This window comes from Stenotrophomonas sp. YJH_SMC_10 (assembly GCF_059371555.1).
Map to the genome: position 1 here is coordinate 1 of NZ_JCAFUS010000022.1, position 25,963 is coordinate 25,963.

A 25,963-nucleotide genomic window follows, 5' to 3' on the forward strand; every position below is an offset into this window, starting at 1 on the left:
GCGGTTCAGGGAGAATCCGGCGTGGGGACCCAAGCTACTTCTCGGTCGCAAGACCTGGATCCACACGGTCGCCCACGCCGGGCTCTCGGCACCCAAGGTGCCAGATCGGCAAGAGATAAGATCCACGCCATGCGTGGATGCTCTTGCTGTTGATCTTGACCCTCCAGTCCGCCTTGAGCGAGCCGAGCACCGCAGGTCCGGCGAGGGCGAAGAGGCGCGGGTGTTTGAGCGCAGCGAGTTCCCGCGCCGTACCTCGACGGACCGAGGAGCGCAGGGAACCGTCGCGTAGCGGCGGCTCGCGGCCGGCGGAGCGTTTCTTTGGTTACTTTCTTTGCGCGCAAAGAAAGTGACACCCCCCGCGGTCGCGGAAACAACCCGCCGGGAACACCCGGCGAACCCGCTCAATCCTTGCCGCGCGCCATCGCCTGGAACACCCCGTCACGCCGCACCCACAGGTGGAACAGCGCCGCGCCCACATGCATCAGCACCGTGGCAAACAACACATAGGCCAGCAGGCTGTGCGCATTGCGCAACGCGGCATACAGCGCCGGAGTGTGCGGCACGATCGGCGGCAGGTGCAGGCCACCCCACAGCACGATCGGGTAGCCGCCGGCCGACAGCATCGCCCAGCCGATCAGCGGCATCGCCAGCATCAGTGCATACAGCATCCAGTGCGAAGCCCTGGCCGCCATCACCTGCCACACCGGAAGATCCGCCGGCAGCGGCGGCGGGCGATGCCGCAGCCGGTTGTAGAGGCGCAGCAGCACCAGTACGCCGAGGGCGATGCCCAATGGGCGGTGCAGGTCGATCAGCATCGGCCGCAGGTGCAGCGAGGCGACCATGGTCACACCGATGAACAGCATGGCGATGATCATCAGCGCCATGGACCAGTGCAGCACCCGCGCCAGCAGGTTGAAGTGGCCGTTACCGGTGCTCATCGTGCGGCCTCCTTCGGTGGCTCGACGTTACCGCTGGCACGCTCGCGTTCGCGGCGGTTGAAGGACTGCGAATAGACCGCCGAGCGTGCCGCCAGGATGGGGTCGTCACTGCCGCGCACGCCGCTGGGCAGGATCAACGGATCGAAGTTGATCTGGCCACACGCACCCTGTTCCTGCGATTGCATGTGGTCCAGGCTGAGCACGCCGGCCACCACCTGGTCACGTGATTCCGGCCAGGGTACCGATGGATCGTCGATGGCATCGCCGGGCTCGGCAGTGGTCACGACCAGGTTCCAGCGCACCGGGCCCTTGGCCAGGCGCTGCTGCAGTTCCTCGCTGAGGAAATCGACGCTGGCCCGCTTGCGCGCTTCCGCGTCCATCTCCACCACCGGTGCCTGCGGCTGCCAGCGCCAGCGCACCGCACGCTTCTGGCCCTGCGCGTTGGTGAACCAGAAGCTGTTGACACTGTTGAAGGTGGTGTCGGCCCAGCTGCTGGTCCAGGGGGCCGTCTTCGCCCACTGTTGGAACGCCTGCGCGCTCGGGTACCTGGCCAGCACCGCCGCCATCTTCTGCGGATCGGGCTTGCCGGTGGCCGGGTCGGGAATGGAGGCGCGGGTCTGCTCGTAGAACGCCTCGGCGCTGGGCACAGCGAAGAACGGGAAGCTGTTCATCGCCATCCGCCATTCCTGGCCATCGTCGCTGACCAACTGCACCGCCAGGCTGCGCACGCGCGCGGTGTTGTCGGCGCCGTAGGGATCACCGCCACCGATCGACAGGCGGCCCATCACCGGTACGCGGGCCTGCGAGAACACCCGCGCGCTGGACAGGGTGGGGGCCTGTGCGCTGGGTTCGAACCAGCCGCTTACGCAGATGCCCTTGCTGTGCGCACGACGGAAGCCCGGATGGGCCGTGCCGGTGGCCTCGATGGTGTCGGTGAAGCGCTGCGCGGTGAGGCGGTCGCCCATCCAGCCGGCCAGCCAGGCGAAGGCCAGCGCGACGCCACCCAGGATGAGTGCGATCAATGCGATCCAGAGCAGCGGCGAATGCCTGCGCGGTGCGCCTGCCGTCTGGCCGGCGCGGGTGTAGCGGAAGAGCGACATGGTCGGAGTCCTGCCTTCACGGAGCGTGTGGGTGGTCGACCCTCACATCCTCGCAGAACCCGGCCGGGGCCGGAATTCAATTTTTCGTCAGATTTGCCGACCCCGCCTGGGGACACGCCGGGCCGTGCCCGGCGCCGCCATCATGCGTAACGCGCCTTGAGCATCGCCCACGCCGAACGCAGGGCCAGCGCCTCGCCACCGGCCGGGCGTCCCGGGCGCTCGCCGTCGTTCCAGGCGTACACGTCCAGATGCGCCCAGCGCTGGCCGTCTTCGAGGAAGCGTTCCAGGTACAGCGCGGCGGTCACCGAGCCGGCCATGCGCGAACCGGCGTTGGCCAGGTCGGCGATGCCGCTGCTCAGGTAACGCAGGTAGGGGCGCCACAGCGGCATGCGCCAGACCGGGTCACGGGTGGCGTCGCCGGCCTGCAGCCACTGCTGGGCCACGCTGTCGTCATTGCTGAAGAGCGCCGGCAGGTCCGGACCCAGCGCAATGCGTGCAGCGCCGGTAAGGGTGGCGAAGTCCAGCACCAGGTCAGGCTTCTGCTCGCTGGCGAAGGTCAGCGCATCGCACAGGATCACCCGGCCTTCGGCGTCGGTGTTGTCGATCTCCACGCTCAGGCCCTTGCGGGTGGCGATCACTTCGCCCGGGCGGAATGCATCCGGACCGATCGCGTTTTCCACCGCCGGCACCAGCAGGGTCAGGCGCACCGGCAGCCCGCGCGCCATCACCAGGCCGGCCAGCGCCAGTGCATGCGCGGCGCCGCCCATGTCCTTCTTCATGTTGCGCATGCCGTCGGCCGGCTTGATGTCCAGCCCGCCGGTATCGAAACAGACGCCCTTGCCGACCAGCACCAGCGCCGGATCGGTGTCCTTGCCCCAGCGCAGCACGACCAGGCGCGGCGCGCGGTGCGACGCACGGCCGACGGCGTGGATGGCCGGGAAGTTCTGCTTCAGCAGTTCATCGCCGGTGATCGCCTCGACCTGCGCGCCATGGGCAGCGGCCAGGGCACGCGCGGCGTCTTCCAGCTGCTGCGGGCCCATGTCTTCGGTCGGGGTATTGATCCAGTCGCGCACGCGCAGGCTGGCAGCGATCAGGTCGGCCACTTCCCCGGACGGTGCCGCCACCAGCTGTGCCGGCGCACGGTTGCGCTTGCGGTAGCGGTCGAAGCGGTAGCTGCCCAGGCCCCAGCCCAGCTGCAGCAGTGCCTGTTCGGCGGCCGGCAGTTCGTTGGCCAGCTGCCACACGCTGCCTTCGGGCAGTGCGTGCGGGGCGTGCGCATAGCTGTAGGCATCGGCGCGGTCGCCGACGCCGATCACGGCGCCGGCCAGGCCATCGGCGCCCGGCAGCAACGCCACGCTGTGCGCGCCGGCGCTGAAGCCCTGCGACGCCAGCCAGGCCTGGGTGGCGGCCGGTTGGCCGTCCTTCCAGGCCGCGAACTGTTCGCGGTCCAGCACGTACAGCGGCAGTGCTGCGCCGCTGTCGGCGGTGAAACCAGTGATCTCGCTCATGCGTCAGGTACTCCGGGATGCGGCGGCGTCGAGGTTGGCGTCCAACCAGTCGGCCAGGCCGGTGAGGGTGTCGAACTGCAGGTCCGGCTGCAGCTGCGGATGGGTCCAGGTGGCTGCGTCGCGGTTGATCCAGCAGCCGCGCAGGCCGGCGGCGATCGCCCCGGCCACGTCCATCTCGGCGTGGTCGCCGACATGCAGTACCTGTGCCGGCACCACGCCGAGGCGGGTGCAGGCAGCGTGGAAGATGCTTGCTTCGGGCTTGGCCGCGCCGTGTTCGCGCGCGCCCAGCTGGAAGGCGAAGTGGTGGGCCAGGCCGATCCGTTCCAGGTCGGCATTGCCGTTGCTCAACGCAGCCACCGGCACCCGCGCGGCAATCCTCGCCAGCGCATCGATCGCATCGGGGTAGCACTCGACCTGGTTGCGCGCGGCGTAGAACACCTCATACGCCGGCTCCAGCAGGTCCAGGCTGGCGCCACTGCTGTGCAGCGCTTCGTGCAGGGTCAGCCGGCGCAGTTCGCTGAGGTCGTGGTGCAGATGCGGGTGGGCGTGGTACAGGCGCTCGCGCAGTTCGCGCATCGCGGCCACCGGATACATCGCGGCGGTGGCGGGGCTGTGTTCACGCATCCATGCGTGCAGGACCTGCTCGATGCGGGCGCCGATCGGAGCGAACGGCCACAGCGTGTCGTCGAGGTCGAGGGTGATGGCTTGGACGGGGAAATTCACCCCGCCATTCTACGCCTGCCCGCGCGGGCTTTCATTCCAGCAGCCGCGCCCAGCCCTGGGTGCCATCCAGCCGTGCCAGCACCAGTTTGATGCATACCAGCAGGGGCACTGCCAGCAGCAGGCCGATCATGCCCCAGGCCCAGCCGAACACCATCAGCGCCAGGATCAGCACCAGCGGTGACAGCTTCATGCGCCGGCCCAGCACGATCGGGGTCACCATCTGCCCTTCCAGCGTGTGCAGGGCCAGGTAGGCGGCGGCCGGCAGCAGCGCCTGCAGCGGGTCGGGGAATTCCACGAAGCCCATCAGCAGCATCAGCGCCACGCCGATCAGCGGGCCCACGTAGGGCGCAAAATTCAGCAGCGCGGCGACCGTGCCCCACAACAGCGCTTCCTGCAGGCCGATGCCGAGCAGCATCAGCACGCCGGCGAACACCAGCCCGACCAGCGTATTGATCACGCTGATGGTCAGCACATAGCGCGAGACCTCGCGCTCGATCGAACGCAGGATGTCGGTGGTGAAGCGCTGCTGCTGGCGGTTGGGCAACAGGGCGATCGCCGCGCGCTGCAGGCTCTGCCCGTAGATCATGAAGAACAGCGTCAGCAACACCACCGCCAGTACCGATGCCGCCAGTCGGGGGGCACGGGTCAGCATGCGGTACGGGTCGTCCAGCTGGGTGCGGATCACCTGCACCTTGTGGTTGCTGTCACCGCCGGCCACGCGCGCGAAGTTCTCCGCGGCCTGGTTGGCCTGCTGCACCGGCTTGGTCAGGTTCTGTACCTGGCGGGCGACCTTGCGCAGCTGCTGCGGCGCTTCCTGCGCCCATTCCATCGCCGGGCCGATCAGCTGCACCGCCAGCGAACCGGTCACGCCCAGGCCGGCGCCGAGGATCAGCAGTGCGCCCAGGGCGCGCGGAATCCACAGCTTCTGCAGCAGGCGCAGGATCGGATTGCCGACCAGCGCGAAGAACATCGCCAGCAGCACCGGCAGGATGATGTCCTGCGCGGCCCACAGCGTGTATCCGACGGCCAGCGTTGCCAGCACCACCAGTGACATCGGCCCGCGCGGGCGCGAGGGAGGCGGCAGCGGCGCGTCCGGTTCCTGTGGATCGGCCGGTGACGGGGACAGGAGGGACTCGCTCATCGACGCACCAGCCGGAAAGGGAAACGCATTATCCGCCGGCCGTCTGCGGCGCGGCGGTTTCCATGGATCAACGCTCGGACAGCTCGGTGGCCGCTTCGGCCGGACGCGGCTCGCGCAGCTCCGCTTCCGGCACCGGTGGTCGCGGCGCCGGTGCGGGCCGTGCGTCGGCGGCGGAGACGGCTGCCTGCGCCTGTTCGCTGGCATCGCCGGCTTCTTCGGCCGCGTCGTCGGCTGTGGCTGCCGCCTGTGCCGCCATCGCGGTGGCGAACGCCGCCTGTGCGCTGGCGAACAGGTTCGAGACCGAACCGGCCATCTGCAGCCAGCGCGCACCGTTCACCTTGCCTGGCACTTCCAGCTTGCCGGCGATGAAACCGCCGGCCAGTCCGACCACGACGATGCGCAGCGGCGACCAGCCCCGGCGCCAGACCTGGCTGAGCGTGGACCAGTGGTCCTGGGTTTCGACCAGGCGCACGGTCACCACCTGTTCGCAGCGTTTTACCCGCCGCTGCAGCGCACCGAACTTCATGGCTTGCCCTCGGGCAGCTGCACCTCGGCATCCGGATCGTCCTCGCTGGGCTCGTCGAACAGCCCCAGGCGTGACAGTTGGCGCCGGGTGGCATGCATGCCGGTGTGGTGGAAGAAGTAGGACACCCGCCAGATGGCATAGCCGGTGACGGCCAGGCTCAGCAGCGAGGTGATCAGCAGCGCCTGCAGCCAGCTCAGCCCCCAGCTCTGCAGCAGCGCGATGAGGGTGGCCGCCATCAGCAGCCAGGCCGAGGCACCAAATACGATCGCCACGCCGGCCCAGGCCAGCGCACGGCCGAAGGCACTGCGGGCCAGGGCGAAGTCGGCCGAGGCCAGCCGGCGCAGCGAGCGCACGGTGTGCTTGGCCGAATCGGCGGCGGCACGACCGGCCGCGCCGACCTGGCGGATGCTCTCATCCAGCGGCGGGGTGGCCGCCGGATCAGGGGCTTGCGCGTTGTCTTCGCTCACGCCGCGGCTTACTTGTCGCTGCTGCCGCGGGCCAGCTTGGCAATGATCCAGCCGGTAGCGAAGGCGACGCCGAACGAGGCCAGCGGACGCTCGCGGATCAGCTCGGCGGCGCTGTCGATCAGGTCCTTGCCCTTGTCCATCAGTGCGTCGACCTGTTCCTTGGCGGCGGCACCGCCGAACTCGGCGGCGGCCAGGCCGGACAGCGCGCTGTCGGACAGTTCGGCCTTCACGTTGGCCTTGCCGATGCGCAGCTCGTCGGTTGCTGCACCGGTGGCGCCCTTGATCGCACCGCCGGCGGCGCTGGCGGCCTGCTTCAGGTGGGAACCGGCTTCACCCAGGTGTTCCTTCAGGTTCTCGGTATTGGTGGGGCTCATCGAATCACTCCTGTTGCGATGGGGGAACGGGCGTCGGCGGTGCCGACTTGGACTGACAGCAATACCATTGCCAGGGTATAGGGGGTGTTACGGCAGGGCGATCAGCGCATCACGAGCTGGCCCTGCTGCTGGCCGTTGTTGCGCAGCACGCGCACCACCAGGGTCGGCGGGCGTTGCTGGAAGTTGGCACGCCAGCTGGCCAGATCGGCGAACTCACCGACGGTGGCGTCGGTGATGATGTCGCCCTGCTGCAGGCCATTGCTGGCCGCGCGGCTGCCGCGCTTGACCTCGCTGACCAGTACGCCGCCGACACCCGATTGCCGCAGCGACTCGGGCAGGTCGACGAAGGTCGCGCCGGTCAGGCGCGGGTCCAGGCTCTCACCGCTGACCGCACGCGCCTGTTCCTTCAGCGTTGCCTTGATCTGCAGGGGCTTGCCTTCGCGGCGCACGTCCAGCGTCATCGGGCTGCCGACCGCCGCCAGGCCTTCCACGTTGTGCAGCGCTTCGGCGCTGTCCACGCGCTGGCCGTTTGCCGAAACCACCACGTCGCCCGGCTTCAGTCCGGCCGCGGCCGCGGCCGAGCCGGCCAGTACCCGCGTGATCAGCGCGCCACGGGTTTCGCCCAGGCCCAGGCCCTGCGCGATCTGCGCGGTCAGGTTCTGGCTCTCCACGCCCAGCGTGCCACGCACCACCACGCCGTGCTTGACCAGCTGGTCCACCACGCTGCGCGCCAGGTTGGATGGAATGGCCAGGCCCAGGCCGATGTTGCCGGCCATGCTGCCCTGCGGGTTGAAGCTGGCGGTGTTGATGCCGACCAGCTGGCCCTGCAGGTCGACCAGCGCGCCACCGGAGTTGCCCGGGTTGATCGACGCGTCGGTCTGGATGAAGTTCTGGTAGCCCAGCCCACGGATGCCGCTGCGGCCCACCGCCGAAACGATGCCCGAGGTGACCGTCTGGCTGAAGCCGAACGGATTGCCGATCGCCACCACGAAGTCGCCCACGCGCAGCTGGTCGCTGTTGCCGAGCTTGATGTCGGTCAGGTTCTGCGCCGGGATGCGGATCAGCGCGATGTCGGTATCGCGGTCCGAACCGAGGAACTCCGCTTTCACCGTGCGCCCGTCGGCCAGGGTCACCTGCACGTCATCGGCGTTGTCGATGACGTGGTGGTTGGTCAGCACCAGGCCCTCCCGGGCATCGATGATCACGCCCGAGCCCAGTGATTCATTGATGCGTTCCTGCGGGATGTCCGGGAACAGGCGGCGGAAGAACGGGTCGTTGAAGAAGGGGTTGCGCACGCGCACCACCTGCTTGGTATTAACGCTGACCACCGCCGGCATTGCCTTTTCCAGCATCGGTGCCAGCGACGGCACCGCCTGCCCGGCCACCGAGGCCGGCAGCGCCGCGGTGGTCGGCAGCACCGCAGGCAGTGGCGCTGCGTCGGCACGGTTGTCCAGGTGCGCATTGAGGCCGGTGGCAACGAAGCCACCGAAGGCGGCGGCGATTGCGAGCGTGAGCAGGGTAGGTAGCGGTCGCATGGGAGTCGGTTCGCTGGCGTGGGTGGGGGCGGTTCGGCCCTACGGTAAAACAAGCTGAATGAGTGTGTCGCGATCTGGATAAATGCGCCATGAAAACGGCGTGCCTGGACGTCGGCGGCAGGGGCGGAAACAGGGCCGTAGCGACACACCGGGCAGCGGATTCGCGCGCCACCGAAGGCGATCGCCGAGCGCGCCGGCCGCAGCCGAACCTTGCGCAGTTCCGCGCAAGCCGGCACCGCAATGCGCCACGATGCGTGCAGGCTGCCGCCTTCGCGCGGGCACGCGCGGGGCCTGCCGGACACCACGCGATGGGCGCGGCACATCGCTGAAAAAAAGGGGTTTGCTGCAAAGCGCAGGCGATGGTGGGGACGGCTGCGTACACCATCGGTGTCGCAGCAGATGCGATTGCGGGCACATGCCCCGTTCCACGATCGTCAATGTCGGTATAGCATCGCCCCGTTTTGATACTTAAGGCCCGCAGGAGGGCAACATGAGCAACGGTAATGGTGTGTCGGTCGTGACCGACGCCGTCGAGAACGTCAAAGAAACCGCCACCAACGTTGGCGAGACCATCGCCCACGCTGCCGAAGACGCAGTGAAGTCGGTCAAGAAGACCGTCAAGCGCGCCACCAAGGCGGCCGGCACCCGCGTTGCCAAGGCCAGGAAGGCTGTCGCCAAGGTCGAGAAGACCGTGGCCAAGAAGGCCGAGAAGGCCGCCAAGTCGGTCGGCAAGACCGTTGCCAACGCCAGGAAGAAGCTGGAAGCGGCCAAGCAGAACGCCAAGGCCGAAGCCGCTGCCCTGAAGAAGGAAGTGGCCAAGAAGAAGGCCGCCGCGGGCAAGGCCGTGACCAAGAAGGCTGCCGCCGCCAAGAAGACCACCAAGGCCGCCACCCAGGCTGCCGGCAAGAAGGTCGCCACCGTGAAGAAGGCCGCCACCAAGAAGGCCGCCGTCGCGAAGAAGACCGTTGCCAAGAAGACCGCGGCCGCCAAGAAGGTGGTTGGCAAGAAGGTCGCCACCGCCAGGAAGGCTGTGGCCAAGAAGACCGTTGCCGCCAAGAAGGTCGCCGGCAAGAAGGCCGTGGCTGCGAAGAAGGTTGTCGGCAAGAAGGTTGCCGCCACCAAGAAGGTCGCTACCAAGAAGACCGCAGCCGCCAAGAAGGTGGTCGGCAAGAAGGCTGCTGTTGCCAAGAAGGCCGTCGGCAAGAAGACCGCCGCTGCCAAGAAGGTTGTCGGCAAGAAGACCGCCGTCGCCAAGAAGGCGGTGGGCAAGAAGGTCGCCGCCACCCGCAAGACGGTCGCCAAGAAGACTGCGCCGCTGAAGAAGGTCGCTGCCAAGAAGGCGCCGGCCAAGGCCGTGCGCAAGGTCGCCAAGCGCAAGTAATCGCGCCGTGACCGAAGGCCCTGCCGCCCACCGGGTGGCGGGGCCTTCGCGTTTCCGGGGCAGGGACTGGGGCAAGATGCAGGTTCTTCCCGCCGGAGCCCACGCATGCGCGGTATCGACTTCAGTTCCTGGCAGGGCGTGCTGTCCACGTTGGCCGGCCTGGTCCTGATCACCCTGCTGGGCGTGGGCATCCGCCTGCTGGTGATGCAGACCCTGCAGCAGCGCCGCGAGCGCGAGAACCGGCAGATCAACGAGCGGCTGCGCACGCTGATGGCGGCCTACAAGACCCTCGGTGGTTCGTTCACCGGCGAGCTGGGCGTGGATCCGCGCCATCGTCGCGACCTGGGCCAGCGCGAAGGTGCCGAAGCCATCGCCGAGCCGCGCTCGGACCGCGCGCGGCGCATCCGTGACGCGGTCGAAGCCGCATTGTCGGACATCCTGTTGCTGGGCACCGACGAACAGGTGCGGCTGGCCGCGCGTGCCGCCCATGAACTGGCGCAGGGGCGCCCGGTGCATACCCACGAACTGGTGGTGTCGCTGCGTGACTTCGTGCGCGAAGCACTGGGCCTCGCCCCGATTCCGGCCGACCTGAAGATTCCACCGCAGGGCCCGACCCGGCCTGGTGCCAGTGGCGGTGGCAAGGGCCGCAATGATGGCGATGCCAGGAGCGGGCGTGCGGGCGGCGGGGGCGGCATGGGCGCCGGGATGGGCGGCATGGGCCTCGGCGCCGGCGCCGCACTGGGCGCCGGCCATGCCGCTGGCAGCGATGAAACGGACGCGCGCTGAGCACGTCCGCCGGCTTCAGCGCGTCAGCTCGTAGATCGGCACGAAGCCACCGTAGATCATCCGCGCACCGTCGAACGGCATCGGATTCTTCGCCGGATCCAGCCGTGGGTCCTCCATCATCTTCTTCATGCCGGCGTCGCGGGTCGGCTTGTCCGGCCATTCGATCCAGGAAAACACCACCGTCTCCTCCGGCGTGGCTTTCACCGCGCCGAAGAAGTCGGTGGTCTTGCCGTGCGGTACGTCGTCACCCCAGCACTCAACCACGCGCAGCGCGCCGTATTCGATGAACACCACGTCGCCGGCGCGCGCATGGGCGAGGAACTTCTCCTTGTTGGCGGTGGGTACCGCCAGGACGAAACCATCGATGTAGCTCATTGCCTGCCTCCGCATGGACCGTGCCGCATGCACGGTCTTCAAGTAACCGACGAACCCGGGCATCGCGGATCGACATCGGGGGAAAGGTGGGTGAAAGCTGGAAGCAGAATGCACGCGCGGCGCGCGCGTATGCCAGATAGAGCCTGAATCAAGCCAGAAAATTCAGCAATGCGAAGACTGCTGTTTTCAGGGAGCGTTGTGGCGAATAACGGAGAATTTACATTCCCGATGCGATGGCGCCCTGGCGCTGCTGCACACCATAAGAAAGTAAAGGTGTACCCCCATGAAGAATTCGCTGATTGCTCTGGCCCTGGCCGCTGCCCTGCCGTTCACCGCCTCGGCTGCTGAGAACCTGTCCTACAACTACGCCGAAGCCGACTACGCCAAGACCGACGTTGAAGGCATCAAGGCCGACGGCTGGGGCGTGAAGGGTTCGTACGGCTTCCTGCCGAACTTCCACGCCTTCGGCGAGTACAGCCGCCAGGAAATCGACCACACCAACCTGAAGGTTGACCAGTGGAAGATCGGTGCCGGCTACAACGTCGAAATCGCGCCGACCACCGACTTCGTTGCCCGCGTCGCCTACCAGAAGTTCGACCCGAAGCACGGCCTGGACTTCAACGGCTACAGCGCTGAAGCCGGTATCCGCACCGCCTTTGGCGCCCACGCCGAGGTCTACGGCATGGTCGGCTACGAAGACTACGCCAAGAAGCACGGCGTCAATCCGGATGGCCAGTGGTACGGCCGCCTGGGTGGTCAGGTCAAGCTGAACCAGAACTGGGGCCTGAACGGCGAGCTGAAGATGAACCGCCACGGCGACAAGGAATACACCGTCGGCCCGCGCTTCAGCTGGTAATTGCGCCCTCGGCGCGATTCCGCGCTGCAGACGCTTCGACAGGCCCGGCATTTGCCGGGCCTGTTGCATTTGCGGGGATGCAAAAACGAAATGCCATCTGACTGGTGGCGTGCGCGGGCCGGGCATTGCAAGGAATTGGATTCCGCCGCTGCGGGCACCGGCCTACGGTGGATGCCCCATGTTGCCTGGACATGCCGCGATGCCGCCCACTCTCCCGCCCCTGCTGCCTGATCGGCCATGCCGCCTGGCGCTGCTGGACCCGCATCCTGTGCTGCGGTTGGGCGTGGAAGTGCTGCTGCGCCAGCACAGTGGCGTACAGGTCCGGGTGAGCCTGTCCAGCGAGGCCCATCTGCTGCAGCTGCTGCAGCGCAGTCCACGCTGCGTCGACCTGCTGCTGATCGATGCGTTGCCGATGGGCAACCTGGGCGATGGCATGGCGCTGTTGCACGTGCTGTCGCAGCGCTGGCCGGCACTGCTGGTACTGGTGCTTTCGGCGCACTGCAATGCCAGTACGGTAACGACCGCCATGCGTGCCGGCGCGCGTGGCTTCCTGTCCAAGTCGACGCCGCCGGACCTGCTGCTGCGCGCGATCGACGTGGTCGCCCGCGGAGGGCGCTTCGTGCCTCCGGAGCTGCGTGCGGCACTCAACCTGCCACGCACCCGCAGGATGCCGGCGCCCACGCTGGCGCCACTGAGCCGGCGCGAACGTGAAGTGCTTGGGCTGGTGCTGAAAGGGTTCAGCACCAGCGAAATGGCCCTGCGGTCAGGGCGCTCGGCCAGCACGATCAGTTCGCAGAAAACCTCGGCCTACCGCAAGCTCGGCATCCGCGGCGACGGCGACCTGTTCCGCTTCCGGCAGCTGCTGGAATGCGGATGAGCGCGCTCACTCGCCCTGGTACTGCTTCTCTTCCACCAGCGCCGAACCGGCCACGCGGTTGATCTCGTTCTTCACCTGCACGCGTTCGCCATTGGTGCCATACACGCCGCGTGCCAGCTGGATGAACGCATCGTCGAACACCTGCGCCGCTTCCTTGTCGCGCAGCTGGTCCTGGATGTCCCACATGCGCTCGTTGATCGCCTTCAACTGCTGCTGCAGCGCGGCCAGCGCCGGCTGTGCCTGCAACTGCTGCTGCAACAGGGGCAGCAGGCCGTCCAGCTCGGTGCGCACGTTGGCCAGCTTGGCGGCGTCGTCGATGCGTTCGGCCTTGATCTGGAGAATGGTGATCTTGTCGATCAGCTCGCCGATCGATACCGGGGTCAGGATGGCGTCCACGCGGTTGGTTCCTGGAAACAGGGCGCCATGATACCGCGTCGCTGGCACATGGCCCCGATCCACGGGATTTACGCCGAATTTGCGCCGCCGGCCGGGCAGCACCCTCGATCCGTTACGGGCACGCGCCCGACACTGCCGTCCCGGCGGCGCGACCGCCTTCGACGAGGAACACAGTGCAGTGAACAGCAAGGGGATGATGGCGGCGGTGGTGGCCGCACTGGCAGGGCTGCTCGGGATCGGCAGCGCGCAGGCACAGGTGCAGGCCAGTGGCAGCGCCGCATTGACCAGCGATTACGTGTGGCGCGGCAGTTCGCAGAGCGAGGGCGACCCGGCAGTACAGGCCGGCGCGAAGATCGCGATCGCATCGGGGTGGTACGCCAGCGTCTGGGGTTCCAACGTCTCGTTCAAACCGGACAATGGCGCGCGCAGCGAGTTCGATCTGGTGGCAGGCTGGTCCGGCGCGCTGGCACCGGACTGGACCCTGGATGCCAACCTGACCCGCTATGTGTACCCGGGCACCGGCCGCGCGCTGGACTGGACCGAGCTCAGCACCACCGCGACCTGGAAGCAGCGTGCCTGGCTGCAGGTCGCCCATTCCAACGATGCACTGGCCGGCGGACATCGCGGCACTTATGCCCAGCTGGGCGTGCGTGTGCCGCTGCATGAACGCTTCCGCCTGGAAGCGGCGGTGGGCCAGTACTGGCTGGCCACCGCACAGGGCCCGGATTACCTGCATGGCCAGCTCAGTGCCATTGCCACGCTGACCCCGGCATGGGAGCTGCGCGCCACCGTGCATGACACCGACAACGCCGCCAAGCGCCTGTTCCCGGGCAATGCCGGTGGACGCTGGGAGCTGGCGCTGCAGGGCAGCTTCTAGTTCGACGATGCCGCCTGGCGCGCACGCAGCGCGCCGGGCAGCCACAGCAGCAGCGCCAGCACGGCCACGGCGGTACCGGCCACGCACACGCCGGTCCAGCCGAAGCGCGGGTAGACCTGTGCCGACAGCAGTGAACCCAGCGAGCCGCCGATGAAGTAGCCGGTCATGTAGCCGGCATTGAGGCGGTTGCGCGCCGCAGGCTGCAGTGCGTAGATCAGGTTCTGGTTGCTGACGTGCAGGAGCTGCGCGGCCATGTCCAGCACCACCACGCCGATCAGCAGTGCCAACAACGAGTGCGACGACAGCCCCAGCGGCAGCCACGACAGCAGCAACAGCACCAGGGCGATGGCGGTGGCGCGACCGCTCTGGCCACGGTCGGACATGCGGCCGGCCAGGCCGGCGGCCAGCGTGCCGGCCGCACCCACCAGCCCGAACAGGCCGATCGTCGCGTCGCTGTAGCCGTAGGGCGGCTGTGCCAGCAGGAACGCGAGCGGTGTCCAGAAGATCGCGAACATGGCGAAGCTGCAGGCGCCCAGCAGGGTGCGCTGGCGCAGCACCGGTTCCTGCACGAACAGCACGCCGATCGAACGCAGCAACGCGAAATAGCCCAGCCCTGCACTGTGGTGGAAGCGGGGCAGGCCGCGCTGCAGTGCCAGTGCAGTCAGCACCAGGGCGCCGGCGGCGATCGCATACACCAGACGCCAGTCACCCAGGCTGGACAGCAATCCGGCCACGGTGCGCGCCAGCAGGATGCCCAGCAGCAGGCCACTCATCAGCGTGCCGACCACGCGGCCACGGTGTTCCGGTGCCGCCAGCGTGGCCGCGAACGGCACCAGCACCTGGGCCACCACCGAGAACAGGCCGGTGATCGCGGTGCCCACCAGCAACCAGGTCAGCGACGGTGCGCAGGCACTGATCACCAGCCCGCCGGCCGACAGCAGGCTCATCACCACGATCAGGCGCCGGCGTTCGAACAGGTCGCCCAGCGGCACCAGAAGGATCAGGCCGGCGGCATAGCTCAGCTGCGCGGCGGTGACCACCATGCCGGCCTGGCCGAACGGCACGCCGAACGCGTCGGCGATGGTGTGCAGCAGTGGCTGCGCATAGTAGTTGCTGGCCACGGCCACGCCGGTGGCAACCGACATCAGCAGCACCTGCCAGCGGTGCAGAGGGGGGAGCGACGGACTCACGCGGTGTTCCAGCAAGTGGGGTACACAGTGTCCGCCTGCTGCGGACATGATGGAAATGAATCATCATCATCCGTGTCATCTGAAAATAAGATAGCAGGATGAATCTCAAGCAGCTGGAGTTCGCCGTGGCCCTGGCCGAAGAGGGCAATTTCACCCGTGCCGCCGAACGCTGCCACGTGGTGCAGTCCGCGCTCAGCCACCAGATCGCCCATCTGGAGCAGGAACTGGGTGTCACGCTGTTCGAGCGCCTGCCGCGCCAGGTACGGGCCACCGCGGCCGGCGAGGCGTTGCTGGTGCATGCGCGCCAGGTGCAGGCCAGCCTGCGCCACCTGCGCGCCGACGTGGCCGCCGTCAGCGGCGAGGTACGCGGACTGCTGGCCATTGGGCAGATCTCCTCGCTGGCCGGCATCGACCTGGTGGCGATGCTCGCGGCGTTCCAGCAGGTGCACCCGCAGGTGGAATTCCAGTTGCGGGTGGACAGGAGTGAGGACCTGATTGCGCAGGTGCAGTCGCGCGCGCTGGATGTGGCATTGGTCGGGCTGGCACCCTCGGCACCCCTGGATGGGGTCTGCCACCAGATGCTGCAGGAGGAGGATCTGGTGGCCGTGCTGGCGCCGTCGCATCGCCTGGCCGGGCAGCCGCGCCTGCCATTGACCGCGCTGCAGGATGAGGCGCTGGTCGACTTCCCGCGCGGCACCGGTGCGCGCCGGCAGACCGACGATGCGTTCGCCGCCGCTGGCGTGCCGCACGCGGTGCGTTTCGAGGTCAACCTGATGGAACTGGTCGAACGCTTCGTCCGCCATGGGCTGGCCGTCGGCATCGTGCCGGCGTCGATCGCCGACGGCTTCGAGGGCGTGGTGCGGATTCCATTGCAGCCGACCCCGACCCGGCGCGTGCACCTGGTCTGGCAGCGACTGCCGGCGCCGGCCGCGCGCGCCTTCGTCGAGGCGGTGCTCAGCCGCGCAGGCGCAGGCTCAGGCCCTTGAGGAAGTTGCGCAGCATCTGGTCCAGGCAGCGCCGGTAGTTGGCGTGCCCGGGCTGGCGGAACAGCGCGCCGACTTCGGACTTGGACACGTTGAAGCCGGCGCTGGCGAAGATCTCCATCAGGTCCACGTCGCGCAGCTGGAAGGCCACCCGCAGCTTCTTCAGCACCAGGTTGTTGTCGATGCGGGTTTCCACCGCCCGCTGCGGCTGGCTCTCGTCGCGTCCGCGCAGGTGCACGATCAGGCCGTCGAGGAAGTGCGCCAGCGCGCTGTCGTTCATCGCCTCGAAACCGGCTTCGTCCTCGCGGCGCAGCCAGGCTTTCACCTGTTCGGTATCCACGGTGAAGGCCGGATCGGCCATCTGGCACAGGGCGACCACGTGCTGGTCACCCAGGTCCAGGGAATAGCGCACGCTGCGCAGGACATCGTTGTTGATCATGGCCCGATTGTACCGGTCACCCTGCAGCTGGGGGTCAGATCGCTTTGCGGAGCAAGGGGACCTGACCCCGGATCTGGCTGATCGGGCAACACAGAGACCAACCGACGGTGCCAGAATGGGGGTCTGGTTTTTCCCCTGGAGTTGCCTGATGACCCGCACTGTCCTGATTACCGGCGCCACGTCCGGCTTCGGCGCCGCCGCTGTCCACCGCTTCGCCCAGGCGGGCTGGAAGGTGATCGCCACCGGCCGCCGCAGTGAACGCCTGCAGCCGCTGGTCGAGCGCTACGGCAAGGACGTGGTGCACGCCGCCGCCTTCGATATCCGCGACGCGGTGGCGATGGAAGCGGCGCTGCTGGCGCTGCCGCCGGCCTTCGGCGAGATCGACCTGCTGGTCAACAACGCGGGCCTGGCGCAGGGCACCGCACCGGCACAGAGCGCCAGGCTGTCGGACTGGACCACGATGATCGACACCAACATCACCGCGCTGGTGACCCTGACCCACCGCCTGTTGCCGCAGCTGGTGGAGCGCAAGGGCGCGATCATCAACATTTCGTCGGTAGCCGGTGTCTACCCGTACCCGGGCGGCAATGCCTACGGCGGTACCAAGGCCTTCGTCAGCCAGTTCTCGCTCGGCCTGCGCTCGGACCTGCACGGCACCGGCGTGCGCGTGACCACGATCGAGCCGGGGATGGCCGAGACCGAGTTCACCGTGGTCCGCACCCATGGCGACCAGAACGCCTCGGACAAGCTGTACAGCGGTGCCAATCCGATGACGGCCGAAGACATCGCCGAACAGATCTTCTGGGTGGCCACGCTGCCCCCGCACCTGAACATCAATCGCCTGGAGCTGATGCCGGTCAGCCAGTCGTTCGCCGGTTTCCAGGTTGCCCGCGAGGGCTGACGCCGTATGGAGAGTCGAGCCATGCTCGACTCAGCAGGAACAAAAAAAAGCCGGGCACTGCCCGGCTTTTTTCATTCAGATCGGCAGCCTCACTGCGCCTTGATCGCCATCGCCTGCAGGCCGGTGCCGTCCAGCTTCTGCTTGGCTTCGGACAGTTCGCTGGCGCTGCCGTACGGCCCCATGCGCACGCGGTACACGGTCTTGCCGTTGATCTGCGCCGACTCCACGCGTGCGGCCAGGCCCATCATCGCCAGCTTGGCCTTGGTGGCTTCGGCGTCGCCGGAGGCACCGAAGGCGCCTGCCTGCAGGATGTAGCGGGCGTTGTCGGCGGCCGCTGGTGCGGCAGCGGCCGTTGCCGGCGCGGTCTCCGCCCGCGGTGCCGCCGGGGTGGCCGCCGTGCTGGTGGACGCCGGCGCGGTGCTGGCCGGCGGCGTTGCCGCCGTCGGGCGCTCGCTCAGCGGTGCCGGCAGTGGGCGGCTGGCGGCGGCCGCAGGTGCGGTGCTGGCGACGCTGGCGGTTGCCGCGGGGGCGGTGCTGGCCGGCGGTACCGGCTTGCCCTCCAGCGCGGCTTGCGCGCGCGACGCTTCCGCCTTGGCCCGGCGCTGGTCCTCGGCGCGCGCGCTGGCGGCCAGTTCGGCATCGGACATTTCCACTTCCTTGCCCGGCAGCAGGGTGTAGAAGTCGTACTGCGTCGCGGCGGGCTTCTCCGCCTCGGCCGGCTTCGGCGTGGCCGGCGGTGCGGCCGGCTGGCCACCGACATCGCTGTCGGCATCAGCGACCGGGGCCGGCTGCGCGTTCGGGTTCGGCTGCGGGCCGGCGCGCAGGAAACCATCGCCATCGCCCTTGAACAGGTTCGGCGCCGCCAGGAACACCACGGCGGCGATCGCCACACCGGCCACCAGCCACACCCATCCGGGTGTGCCCTGGCTGCTGCTGTTGCGTCGTGCCTGGCTTTTGCCGCGTCGTGCTGCCATGTGTACTGCGTCTCCTGATGCTTACATTTTTTCCGGGGCGCTCACGCCCAGGAGTTCGAGGCCATTGGCCAGCACCTGGCGCGCCGCGCAGGCCAGGGTCAGCTTGGCGTTGCGGTCGGCGGCGTCGTCCACCAGCACCGGCGTCCCGTGATACCACGTGTGGAAGGCATGCGCCAATTCACGCAGGTATTGCGCCACCAGGTGCGGCTCCAGCGCCACGCCGGCCGCTTCCACCACTTCCGGGTACCGCGAGATCTCGTTCATCAGCAGCAGCGAGGCGTCGTCGGCCAGGCGGCCGAGATTGGCCAGGCCATCGCCCTGCTCGTAGACCAGGCCCTTTTCCTGTGCCTGGCGCAGCAGGCTGCACACGCGGGCGTGCGCGTACTGCACGTAGAACACCGGGTTGTCGTTGCTCTGCTGGCGGGCCAGGTCGATGTCGAAGGTCAGCTGCGAATCGGGCTTGCGCGCGATCAGGAACCAGCGGGTGGCATCGCGGCCGGCTTCCTCGATCAGGTCGCGCAGGGTGAAGTAGCTGCCGGCACGCTTGGACAGCTTCACTTCCTCGCCGCCGCGCATCACGGTGACCATCTGGTGCAGCACGTATTCCGGCCAGCCCTGCGGGATGCCCACTTCCAGCGCCTGCAGGCCGGCGCGCACGCGTGCCAGCGAACCGTGGTGGTCGGCGCCGAGTTCGGTGATCGCGCGCTCATAGCCGCGCTGCCACTTGGACAGGTGGTAGGCCACGTCCGGCACGAAGTAGGTGAAGGTGCCGTCGGACTTGCGCATCACGCGGTCCTTGTCGTCACCGAAGTCGGTACTGCGCAGCCACAGCGCGCCGCCTTCCTCATAGGTGTGGCCGGACGCCTGCAGCTTGGCCACGGCCTCGGCAACCTTGCCGTCGGCGTACAGCGAGCTTTCCAGGAAGTAGATGTCGAAGTCGACACCGAACGCGGCCAGGTCCAGGTTCTGCTCGTTGCGCAGGTACGCCACCGCGAAACGGCGGATCGCCTGCATGTCGTCCGGGTCCTTGGCGCCGACCACGATGCTGCCTTCCAGATCGACGCTGGCGCCGGCCATGTAGGCGCGGGCGACATCGGCAATGTACTCACCGCGGTAGCCGCCTTCCGGCCAGCCGTCCTGATCGGGTGCGATGCCCTTGATCCGCGCCTGGGTGGACAGCGCCAGGTTCTCGATCTGCACGCCGGCGTCGTTGTAGTAGAACTCGCGCTTGGCATTCCAGCCGTTGGCATCGAGCACGCGGGCCACGCAGTCGCCGATGGCCGCTGCGCGGCCATGGCCGACGTGCAGCGGGCCGGTCGGGTTGGCCGAGACGTATTCCACGCCCACCGTGCGGCCGTTGCCGGAGAGGTTGCGGCCGTAATCGTGGCCTTCCTTGATGACCGAGGCGGCTTCGCGCTGGTACGCGGCCGGAGCCAGGTGGAAGTTGATGAAGCCGGGACCGGCGATCTCGACCTTGCTGACGTCCTCGCTGCGCGGCAGCGCCTCGACCAGCGCCTGCGCCAGTGCGCGCGGATTGCTGCGCGCGGCCTTGGCCAGCAGCATCGCGGCGTTGGTGGCGAAGTCGCCGTGGTCACGGGTCTTCGGGCGCTCGACCACGAAGTCCGGCGGCAGGGAGTCGGCGGGCAGGGTGCCATTGGCGCGCAAGGCTTCGATGCCTTGGCTGATCAGGGCGCGGAGGAGATTTTTCACGAGGCCTGCTGTGAGAATGAGCGGCGGAATCGCCCATTTTAGCGCAGATGCCCGCGCCCACGCTGACCAGAACATGCCTGTGGGGCCCCCGCCCGCGCCTGGCGGGCGCGGCTCAGCCGAACAGGCGCGGCTGGGGCGGGGACAGCAGCCCTCGTTCAGCAAATGAAACGGGGCGGCCCTCGCCGACCACGAAGTGGTCCAGCAGGCGCACGTCCACCAGGGCCAGCGCCTGCTGCAGTTCGTCGGTGATGCGGGTATCGGCGCCGGAGGGCTCCGGGTCGCCGGAGGGGTGGTTGTGGCTGAGGATCACCGCCGCCGCGTTGTGCAGCAGGGCGCGCCGCACCACCTCGCGGGGATAGACCGGCGCGGCGTTGATGGTGCCCTGGAACAGCTCCTCGCAGGCGATCAGGCGGTGGCGGTTGTCGAGGAACAGCGCCATGAAGATCTCGCGGGCCTGGCCGCGCAGGCGGTGCTGCAGGTAACGGCCCACCGCGACGGGATTGTTGCCGACCGCCTCGCCCTGCTGCAGCTCGGCAGCCAGGTAGCGCTGGGCCAGTTCCAGCCCGGCGGCCAGGGCACAGCTGCGCGCCGGGCCCAGCCCAGGCAGCCGGGCCAGCTCCCGGGCCGGGCGGTCCAGCAGCACGCGCAGCGGGCCATGCGCCTGCAGCAGGTCGCGCGCGGTCTGCACCGCGTCGCGCCCGCCGACGCCCGAGCCGAGGAACAGCGCCAGCAGCTCGGCGTCGGACAAGGTGGCGGGGCCGCGGGCGATCAGCTTCTCGCGGGGACGTTCCTGTTCGGGCCAGTCATGGATGGGCATGCCTGCATCATCGCCGGTGCGGGTGAGGCGTCCCATCGGGGCAGCACGCATGCCAGGGTCGGCCGTTGCCTCAGCCGCGCCGCGACTGCAGGTAGGCGAACAGTTCCTGGTTGTTCTGCAGGCCCAGCTTGCGCTTGGCTTCGGCCTTCTGCCGGCTGATCGTCTTCGGGCTGCGTCCGCAGTGGACGGCGATGGCGTTCACCTTCAGCCCGGCGGCCAGCAGGTCCAGTACTTCCTGCTCGCGGGCCGACAGCGCGGCCGGTTCGCGCGCGAACATCAGGTCGCGCGCCTGCAGGTGGTGGCGCAGCTGCTGCGAGACGAATACCTGGCCTGCCAGGGCGGCGTTCAGCGCCTGCGGCAACTCGCCGAAATCGGCGCATTTGTCGACCAGGCCGCCGACCCCGTCGCGCAGCAGGCCGTCGAGCAGGCCGGGGTGGCGGGCGCCGGTGAGCACCACCACGGGCGTGCCGGGGTGGCGTGCGCGCAGTTCAGCGATCAGGTCCGCGCCGTCGGGACCGTCGCCCGGCATGGAGAGATCGGTCAGCACGGCGTCGCAGTCGTGGCGTTCGACCAGGTGCAGCAGTTGGGCGCCGTCGCGCGCGCTGCCGACAACCTCCATCAGGTGGGTCTGCAGCACGATGCGGATGCCGTGCAGGACGACGGGATGGTCGTCGGCGATGATGATGCGCGGGTGCACGCGGGATCCTCGAAAAGCGAAGCGGCACACCTGTGGTGGCCACCGACGATTCTGCAAACGTGGCCGGCCCGCAGGTATAGGAAAGTTCCGAATCGCACTGGCCTGAACCCCGGAAGCGCTGTGGTCCAAGTCCCATCTGCTGATAGCCGCCCGCTATGTGCGCCGTGTACCGGGACATTACCGACCATCGGGTAAGCTAATGCCCTCGTTTGCACAGGAATTCCAGGTGGCTGACTCCCCCAACGCTTCCCCCGCGCCGGTTCGCGCGCTGGAAGGCCAGAAACTGCTGCTGTGCGTCGGAGGCGGGATCGCGGCCTACAAGGCTCTGGAACTGGTGCGGCGGCTGCGTGACGCCGGCGCCCAGGTCCAGGTGGCGATGACCGCCGGCGCCCAGCAGTTCGTCACCCCCCTCAGCTTCCAGGCCCTGTCCGGGCAGCCGACCCGCACCACGCTGTGGGACAGCGCCGCCGAACAGGCCATGGGCCACATCGAGCTGGCCCGCTGGGCCGACCGCATCGTGGTCGCGCCGGGGACCGCCGACCTGCTGGCACGCCTGGCCCAGGGCCATGCTGATGACCTGGTCAGTACCCTGTGCCTGGCCAGCACCGCGCCGCTGACGATCTGCCCGGCGATGAACCATCGCATGTGGCTGCATCCGGCCACCCAGGCCAACATCGCGCTGCTGCGCCAGCGGGGCGCGCAGGTGATCGGCCCGGTCGATGGCCCGCTGGCCGAAGGCGAATCCGGCCCCGGTCGCCTGGCCGAGCCCGGCGACATCGTGGCCGCGCTGGCCACCAATGGCGGCAGCGCCGCGGCCGTTGCCGCGCCGGAGACCCGCGCGCTGCAGGGCCTGCGCCTGCTGATCAGCGCCGGCCCGACCTACGAAGACATCGATCCGGTGCGCTACGTCGGCAACCGCAGCAGCGGCAAGATGGGCTTCGCCCTGGCCGCCGCCGCCGCCGCGCTGGGCGCGGAGGTGGTGCTGGTCAGCGGACCGGTACAGCTGCCGACGCCGCCGGGCGTGCAGCGCATTGATGTGCGTTCGGCCGCGCAGATGCGTGATGCCGTGCTGACGTCCCTGCCTGCCGACATCTACATCGGTGCCGCCGCGGTGTCGGACTACACGCCGCGCCAGGTTGCCACGCAGAAGCTGAAGAAGACCGCTGACAGCCAGTCGCTGGTGATCGAGCTGGTGCGCACGCCGGACATCCTTGCCGAAGTTGCGGCGCAGACCCAGTCGCTGAAGCTGGTGGTCGGCTTCGCCGCCGAGACCCACGACGTGGAGAAGTACGCACGCGGCAAGCTGATCGACAAGCGCCTGGACCTGGTGATCGCAAACCAGGTGGGCATCAGCGGCGGCGGGTTCGAGAGCGACAACAATGCCGCCACGGCCTTCTGGCAGGACGGTGAACAGGTATTCCCGGCCACCTCCAAGCGCGAGCTGGCCGAACAACTGCTGGCGCTGATCGCGCGGAGACTCCAGGCATGACCCAGGCATCCCTTTCCCAACCGCTGCAGGTCAAGCTGCTCGACCCGCGCTTCGGCGACAGCTGGCCGCTGCCGGCCTATGCCACCGAGGCCAGTGCCGGCATGGACCTGCGCGCGGCGCTGGATACCGCGCTGACCCTGCAGCCGGGCGACACCGCGCTGGTGCCCAGCGGCCTGGCCATCCACATCGCCGACCCGAACCTGTGCGCGGTGATCCTGCCGCGCTCGGGGCTGGGCCATCGCCACGGCATCGTGCTGGGCAACGGCACCGGCCTGATCGACGCCGATTACCAGGGGCCGCTGCTGATCAGCGTCTGGAACCGTGGCCGCGAGGTGTTCACCATCGAGCCGGGCGATCGCATCGCGCAGCTGGTGGTGGTTCCGATCGCCCGCGTGAGCCTGCAGGTGGTGGATACTTTCACCGACAGCGTGCGGGGCGCGGGTGGATTCGGCCATACCGGGGTGCGTTGACAGGGGGCATCGATGAGCGGCATCGGGGAAGGACAGCGGGGACGGTCGTTGGGACGCAGTGCACCCTTGCTGGGGGTACTGCTGATCCTGCTGGCCGGCTGGTTCGGATGGAGTGCGGTGCAGCAGTGGCGGCAGGAGGCCAACGGGCAGGCGCTGGAAGAGGCGCGTGACCAGGCCGTGCAGGGCCTGCAGCAGGCCGCTGCGGGCCAGTTGCAGCAGCTGCAGCAGCAGTTGAAGAACGATCGCGTGCAGCAGGCGCTGCAGGCTGGCGATGCCGCTGCGGCGGCGCTGGCCGTGCGCGAGGGCTGGAGCGGGGTCGAGCAGGTCGAGGTGCTGGCGGCCGATCTGGCCAACGCCTATGCCGATCCGGCCGCCTTCGGCTATGCGCGGCTGGCGCTGCTGGAAGCCGCGCTGGCCGAGGCCAAGCCCAGCCTGCGCGTGGTCCGCGACGGCGGTGGCAACCGCCTGGGCCTGGCCGCGCCGGTGCAGCTGGGCAGCCTGGGGCCGGCCGTCATCTATGTGCGCCAACCGCTGCTGCGGCTGACTTCACCGCTCGACCAGGTCAGCGCGCCGTCGGCCGGCTTCCTCGGCCTGCGCCAGGGAGGATTCGATCTGGTCACCCAGGGCGACCCGAGCCTGGCCGAGAGTGCGGAGGCGCTGGCGCGACCCGTGGCCGGCACGCCGCTGCGGCTGGTCGCGTCGGTGCCCAACGTCGAGGCCGGCCCGCTCGGCCTCGGTGCGCTGGCCAGCGCCATCGTCGCGCTGCTGCTGGCGTTCATTGCCGTGTTGCTGGTGGTCGGCCGCGACCGGCTGCCGAAGTCGCTGCCGTTGCCGCGCCGCGCCGCAGCGTCCGAAGCCGACCATGGCCCGACCCTGAGCGAGAGCCTGCAGCAGGCGCCGCCACCGGTGGCGAACCTGGCCGGCAGTGGCGATGCCACGCCACCGCCGCCACCGCCGGTGCCTGTCGAAGAACTGGCCGCCGGCATCTTCCGCGCCTACGACATCCGCGGCGTGGTGGGCAGCGAACTGACGCCGAAGACCGCCGCGCTGATCGGCCAGGCCATCGGCACCGTGGCGCTGGAGCAGGGCCTGCGCGAGGTGGTGGTCGGCCGCGATGGCCGCCTGTCCGGACCGGAGCTGACGGCCGGGCTGGCCGAAGGCCTGCGCCGTGCCGGCTGCGCGGTGATCGACATCGGCCTGGCGCCGACCCCGCTCGTGTACTACGCCGCGTTCCACCTGCGGACCGGCACCTGCGTGGCGGTCACCGGCAGCCACAATCCGCCCGAGTACAACGGCTTCAAGGTGGTCATCGGCGGCGAAACGCTGTCCGGCGAGGCGATCACCGACCTCTACCAGCGCATCGTCGAGGGCCGCCTGGTGCAGGCCGCCGAGCCGGGTGACTACCAGCAGCGCGACGTCAGTGCCGACTACATCCAGCGCATCGCCGATGACGTGCAGCTGGACCGTCCGCTGAAGGTGGTGGCCGACGCCGGCAATGGCGTGGCCGGCGCACTGGCCCCGCAGCTGCTGGAAGCAATCGGCGCCGACGTCATCCCGCTGTACTGCGATGTCGACGGTACCTTCCCCAACCATCATCCCGACCCGAGCGAGCCGGCCAACCTGGAAGACCTGGTGCAGACGGTCAAGCGCTTCGGTGCCGATCTCGGCGTGGCCTTCGATGGTGATGGCGACCGGCTGGGCGTGGTCACCGGCGAAGGCAGGATCATCTATGCCGACCGCCTGCTGATGCTGTTCGCCGCCGATGTGCTGATGCGCAATCCGGGCGCGATGGTGATCTACGACGTGAAGTGCACCGGCAAGCTGTCCGACCATGTGCTGCGCAACGGTGGCAGCCCGCTGATGTGGAAGACCGGGCATTCGCTGATGAAGGCGAAGATGCGCGAGACCGACGCCGAACTGGCCGGCGAGATGAGCGGCCACTTCTTCTTCAAGGAACGCTGGTTCGGTTTCGACGACGGCCTGTACGCCGCTGCGCGCCTGCTGGAGATCCTGGCCCAGCGCGAGGAAACCCCGGACGAGGTGCTGGGCGAACTGCCGGAGATGGTCGCCACGCCGGAGCTGAAGGTCCCGGTGGCCGAGGGGACGCCGCATGCGCTGGTGGCGATGCTGGTGGCGGCGGCGCAGTCGCCGGACAACCCGTACGTGGGCGGCCGCCTGTCGACCATCGACGGCCTGCGCGTGGACTTCGCCGATGGCTGGGGCCTGGTGCGTGCCTCCAACACCACCCCGGTGCTGGTGCTGCGTTTCGAGGGCAACGACGAGGCGGCACTGGAGCGCATCCAGGCCCTGTTCCGCAGCCAGCTGCAACCGGTGCTGGGCGATACCCCGCTGGGGTTCTGACCCCTTTGGACGCTGCAGCAGAATGGGTGGTGCCGGCCGCTGGCCGGCAAGCCCAATTGCCGGCCAGCGGCC

At 68.8% G+C, this 25,963-nt stretch carries 27 protein-coding genes; 10 read left to right on the forward strand and 17 right to left on the reverse strand.

Going from position 1 to position 25,963, the window contains the following annotated elements; genetic code table 11:
- Positions 1-401 precede the first annotated feature (401 nt).
- From AC5P9C_RS19260 to AC5P9C_RS19300, 9 genes are all read right to left on the reverse strand, one after another.
- Positions 402-938 carry a cytochrome b gene (locus AC5P9C_RS19260; RefSeq protein WP_150828184.1) on the reverse strand — a complete coding sequence of 179 codons (537 nt, stop codon included), beginning with the start codon at positions 936-938 and terminating at the stop codon, positions 402-404.
- On the reverse strand, positions 935-2,038 hold the full coding sequence (locus AC5P9C_RS19265; RefSeq protein ID WP_414615237.1) for a catalase family peroxidase: 1,104 nt from the start codon (positions 2,036-2,038) through the stop codon (positions 935-937). Before AC5P9C_RS19265 ends, AC5P9C_RS19260 begins: the two co-directional genes overlap by 4 nt.
- A 140-nt stretch (positions 2,039-2,178) precedes the next feature.
- Entirely contained in the window at positions 2,179-3,546 is a 1,368-nt protein-coding gene (locus AC5P9C_RS19270; protein ID WP_414615236.1) for a leucyl aminopeptidase family protein, read from the reverse strand.
- Between the two features lie 3 nt (positions 3,547-3,549).
- Positions 3,550-4,269, reverse strand: a complete 720-nt coding sequence (locus tag AC5P9C_RS19275) for an HAD family hydrolase (RefSeq protein ID WP_049470017.1) — start codon at positions 4,267-4,269, stop codon at positions 3,550-3,552.
- A 31-nt stretch (positions 4,270-4,300) separates the two neighbouring features.
- Entirely contained in the window at positions 4,301-5,410 is a 1,110-nt protein-coding gene (locus AC5P9C_RS19280) for an AI-2E family transporter (protein WP_049470021.1), read from the reverse strand.
- Between the two features lie 67 nt (positions 5,411-5,477).
- The gene (locus tag AC5P9C_RS19285) at positions 5,478-5,936 is read right to left on the reverse strand and encodes a protein sip-5 (protein WP_326423449.1); all 459 of its coding nucleotides are present in this window, start codon (positions 5,934-5,936) and stop codon (positions 5,478-5,480) included.
- On the reverse strand, positions 5,933-6,403 hold the full coding sequence (locus tag AC5P9C_RS19290; protein ID WP_049465970.1) for a phage holin family protein: 471 nt from the start codon (positions 6,401-6,403) through the stop codon (positions 5,933-5,935). The genes AC5P9C_RS19285 and AC5P9C_RS19290 overlap by 4 nt, the downstream gene beginning before the upstream one ends.
- 8 nt (positions 6,404-6,411) lie before the next feature.
- Positions 6,412-6,777 (reverse strand): hypothetical protein, encoded by a 366-nt coding sequence (locus tag AC5P9C_RS19295; RefSeq protein ID WP_053461944.1) that lies wholly within the window; start codon positions 6,775-6,777, stop codon positions 6,412-6,414.
- Positions 6,778-6,878: 101 nt separating this feature from the next.
- Positions 6,879-8,312: a Do family serine endopeptidase gene (locus tag AC5P9C_RS19300; protein WP_049465966.1), complete on the reverse strand. Its 1,434-nt coding sequence runs from the start codon at positions 8,310-8,312 to the stop codon at positions 6,879-6,881.
- Between the two features lie 490 nt (positions 8,313-8,802).
- Here AC5P9C_RS19300 and AC5P9C_RS19305 point away from each other — a divergent pair, with 490 nt between their 5' ends.
- Together AC5P9C_RS19305 and AC5P9C_RS19310 are read left to right on the forward strand one after the other, a co-directional pair.
- Complete coding sequence (locus AC5P9C_RS19305) at positions 8,803-9,693, forward strand: histone (protein ID WP_414615235.1); 891 nt, start codon at positions 8,803-8,805, stop codon at positions 9,691-9,693.
- Between the two features lie 105 nt (positions 9,694-9,798).
- The gene (locus AC5P9C_RS19310) at positions 9,799-10,479 is read left to right on the forward strand and encodes a hypothetical protein (RefSeq protein WP_074726490.1); all 681 of its coding nucleotides are present in this window, start codon (positions 9,799-9,801) and stop codon (positions 10,477-10,479) included.
- Positions 10,480-10,494: 15 nt separating this feature from the next.
- Here the strand turns inward: AC5P9C_RS19310 and AC5P9C_RS19315 are convergent, their stop codons facing one another.
- Positions 10,495-10,854 (reverse strand): DUF1428 domain-containing protein, encoded by a 360-nt coding sequence (locus tag AC5P9C_RS19315; protein WP_053461947.1) that lies wholly within the window; start codon positions 10,852-10,854, stop codon positions 10,495-10,497.
- A 283-nt stretch (positions 10,855-11,137) separates the two neighbouring features.
- Between AC5P9C_RS19315 and AC5P9C_RS19320 the strand changes: the two genes are divergently transcribed.
- Together AC5P9C_RS19320 and AC5P9C_RS19325 are read left to right on the forward strand one after the other, a co-directional pair.
- Positions 11,138-11,710 (forward strand): OmpO family porin, encoded by a 573-nt coding sequence (locus tag AC5P9C_RS19320; RefSeq protein WP_049465959.1) that lies wholly within the window; start codon positions 11,138-11,140, stop codon positions 11,708-11,710.
- A 199-nt stretch (positions 11,711-11,909) separates the two neighbouring features.
- Positions 11,910-12,587, forward strand: a complete 678-nt coding sequence (locus AC5P9C_RS19325) for a response regulator transcription factor (protein ID WP_074726489.1) — start codon at positions 11,910-11,912, stop codon at positions 12,585-12,587.
- A gap of 6 nt (positions 12,588-12,593) precedes the next feature.
- Here the strand turns inward: AC5P9C_RS19325 and AC5P9C_RS19330 are convergent, their stop codons facing one another.
- Entirely contained in the window at positions 12,594-12,983 is a 390-nt protein-coding gene (locus AC5P9C_RS19330; RefSeq protein WP_010486915.1) for a DUF6165 family protein, read from the reverse strand.
- 178 nt (positions 12,984-13,161) lie between these two features.
- Between AC5P9C_RS19330 and AC5P9C_RS19335 the strand changes: the two genes are divergently transcribed.
- The gene (locus tag AC5P9C_RS19335) at positions 13,162-13,860 is read left to right on the forward strand and encodes a TorF family putative porin (RefSeq protein ID WP_049465953.1); all 699 of its coding nucleotides are present in this window, start codon (positions 13,162-13,164) and stop codon (positions 13,858-13,860) included.
- Here the strand turns inward: AC5P9C_RS19335 and AC5P9C_RS19340 are convergent.
- Positions 13,857-15,005 (reverse strand): MFS transporter, encoded by a 1,149-nt coding sequence (locus tag AC5P9C_RS19340; protein ID WP_370596945.1) that lies wholly within the window; start codon positions 15,003-15,005, stop codon positions 13,857-13,859. The genes AC5P9C_RS19335 and AC5P9C_RS19340 overlap by 4 nt on opposite strands.
- Before the next feature lie 143 nt (positions 15,006-15,148).
- Here AC5P9C_RS19340 and AC5P9C_RS19345 point away from each other — a divergent pair, with 143 nt between their 5' ends.
- Positions 15,149-16,036 (forward strand): LysR family transcriptional regulator, encoded by an 888-nt coding sequence (locus tag AC5P9C_RS19345; protein WP_049465949.1) that lies wholly within the window; start codon positions 15,149-15,151, stop codon positions 16,034-16,036.
- Here AC5P9C_RS19345 and AC5P9C_RS19350 read toward each other — a convergent pair.
- A complete protein-coding gene (locus tag AC5P9C_RS19350) occupies positions 16,005-16,472 on the reverse strand; it encodes a YehS family protein (protein ID WP_049465947.1) in 468 nt (155 codons plus the stop codon). The two genes, AC5P9C_RS19345 and AC5P9C_RS19350, sit on opposite strands and share 32 nt — an antisense overlap.
- 148 nt (positions 16,473-16,620) lie before the next feature.
- Here AC5P9C_RS19350 and AC5P9C_RS19355 point away from each other — a divergent pair, with 148 nt between their 5' ends.
- Entirely contained in the window at positions 16,621-17,373 is a 753-nt protein-coding gene (locus tag AC5P9C_RS19355) for an SDR family NAD(P)-dependent oxidoreductase (RefSeq protein ID WP_053461952.1), read from the forward strand.
- Positions 17,374-17,462: 89 nt separating this feature from the next.
- Here AC5P9C_RS19355 and AC5P9C_RS19360 read toward each other — a convergent pair whose 3' ends face one another.
- The 4 genes from AC5P9C_RS19360 to AC5P9C_RS19375 form a co-directional block, all read right to left on the reverse strand.
- On the reverse strand, positions 17,463-18,347 hold the full coding sequence (locus tag AC5P9C_RS19360; protein WP_049465943.1) for an SPOR domain-containing protein: 885 nt from the start codon (positions 18,345-18,347) through the stop codon (positions 17,463-17,465).
- A 21-nt stretch (positions 18,348-18,368) separates the two neighbouring features.
- Positions 18,369-20,057, reverse strand: coding sequence for an arginine--tRNA ligase (gene argS, locus AC5P9C_RS19365; RefSeq protein WP_049465941.1), 1,689 nt, complete (start codon positions 20,055-20,057; stop codon positions 18,369-18,371).
- 112 nt (positions 20,058-20,169) lie between these two features.
- Complete coding sequence (gene radC / locus AC5P9C_RS19370; RefSeq protein WP_103283218.1) at positions 20,170-20,874, reverse strand: RadC family protein; 705 nt, start codon at positions 20,872-20,874, stop codon at positions 20,170-20,172.
- Between the two features lie 70 nt (positions 20,875-20,944).
- On the reverse strand, positions 20,945-21,571 hold the full coding sequence (locus AC5P9C_RS19375) for a response regulator (protein ID WP_049465939.1): 627 nt from the start codon (positions 21,569-21,571) through the stop codon (positions 20,945-20,947).
- A 199-nt stretch (positions 21,572-21,770) separates the two neighbouring features.
- On the opposite strand from AC5P9C_RS19375, the gene coaBC reads away from it, so the two are divergent.
- From coaBC to AC5P9C_RS19390, 3 genes are read left to right on the forward strand one after another with little or no spacing between them, the layout of a single operon-like run.
- Positions 21,771-23,060: a bifunctional phosphopantothenoylcysteine decarboxylase/phosphopantothenate--cysteine ligase CoaBC gene (gene coaBC / locus AC5P9C_RS19380; protein WP_210241083.1), complete on the forward strand. Its 1,290-nt coding sequence runs from the start codon at positions 21,771-21,773 to the stop codon at positions 23,058-23,060.
- Complete coding sequence (dut, locus tag AC5P9C_RS19385; protein ID WP_049465935.1) at positions 23,057-23,530, forward strand: dUTP diphosphatase; 474 nt, start codon at positions 23,057-23,059, stop codon at positions 23,528-23,530. Before coaBC ends, dut begins: the two co-directional genes overlap by 4 nt.
- A gap of 12 nt (positions 23,531-23,542) precedes the next feature.
- A complete protein-coding gene (locus AC5P9C_RS19390) occupies positions 23,543-25,891 on the forward strand; it encodes a phosphomannomutase/phosphoglucomutase (protein ID WP_053505724.1) in 2,349 nt (782 codons plus the stop codon).
- Positions 25,892-25,963: the final 72 nt, after the last annotated feature.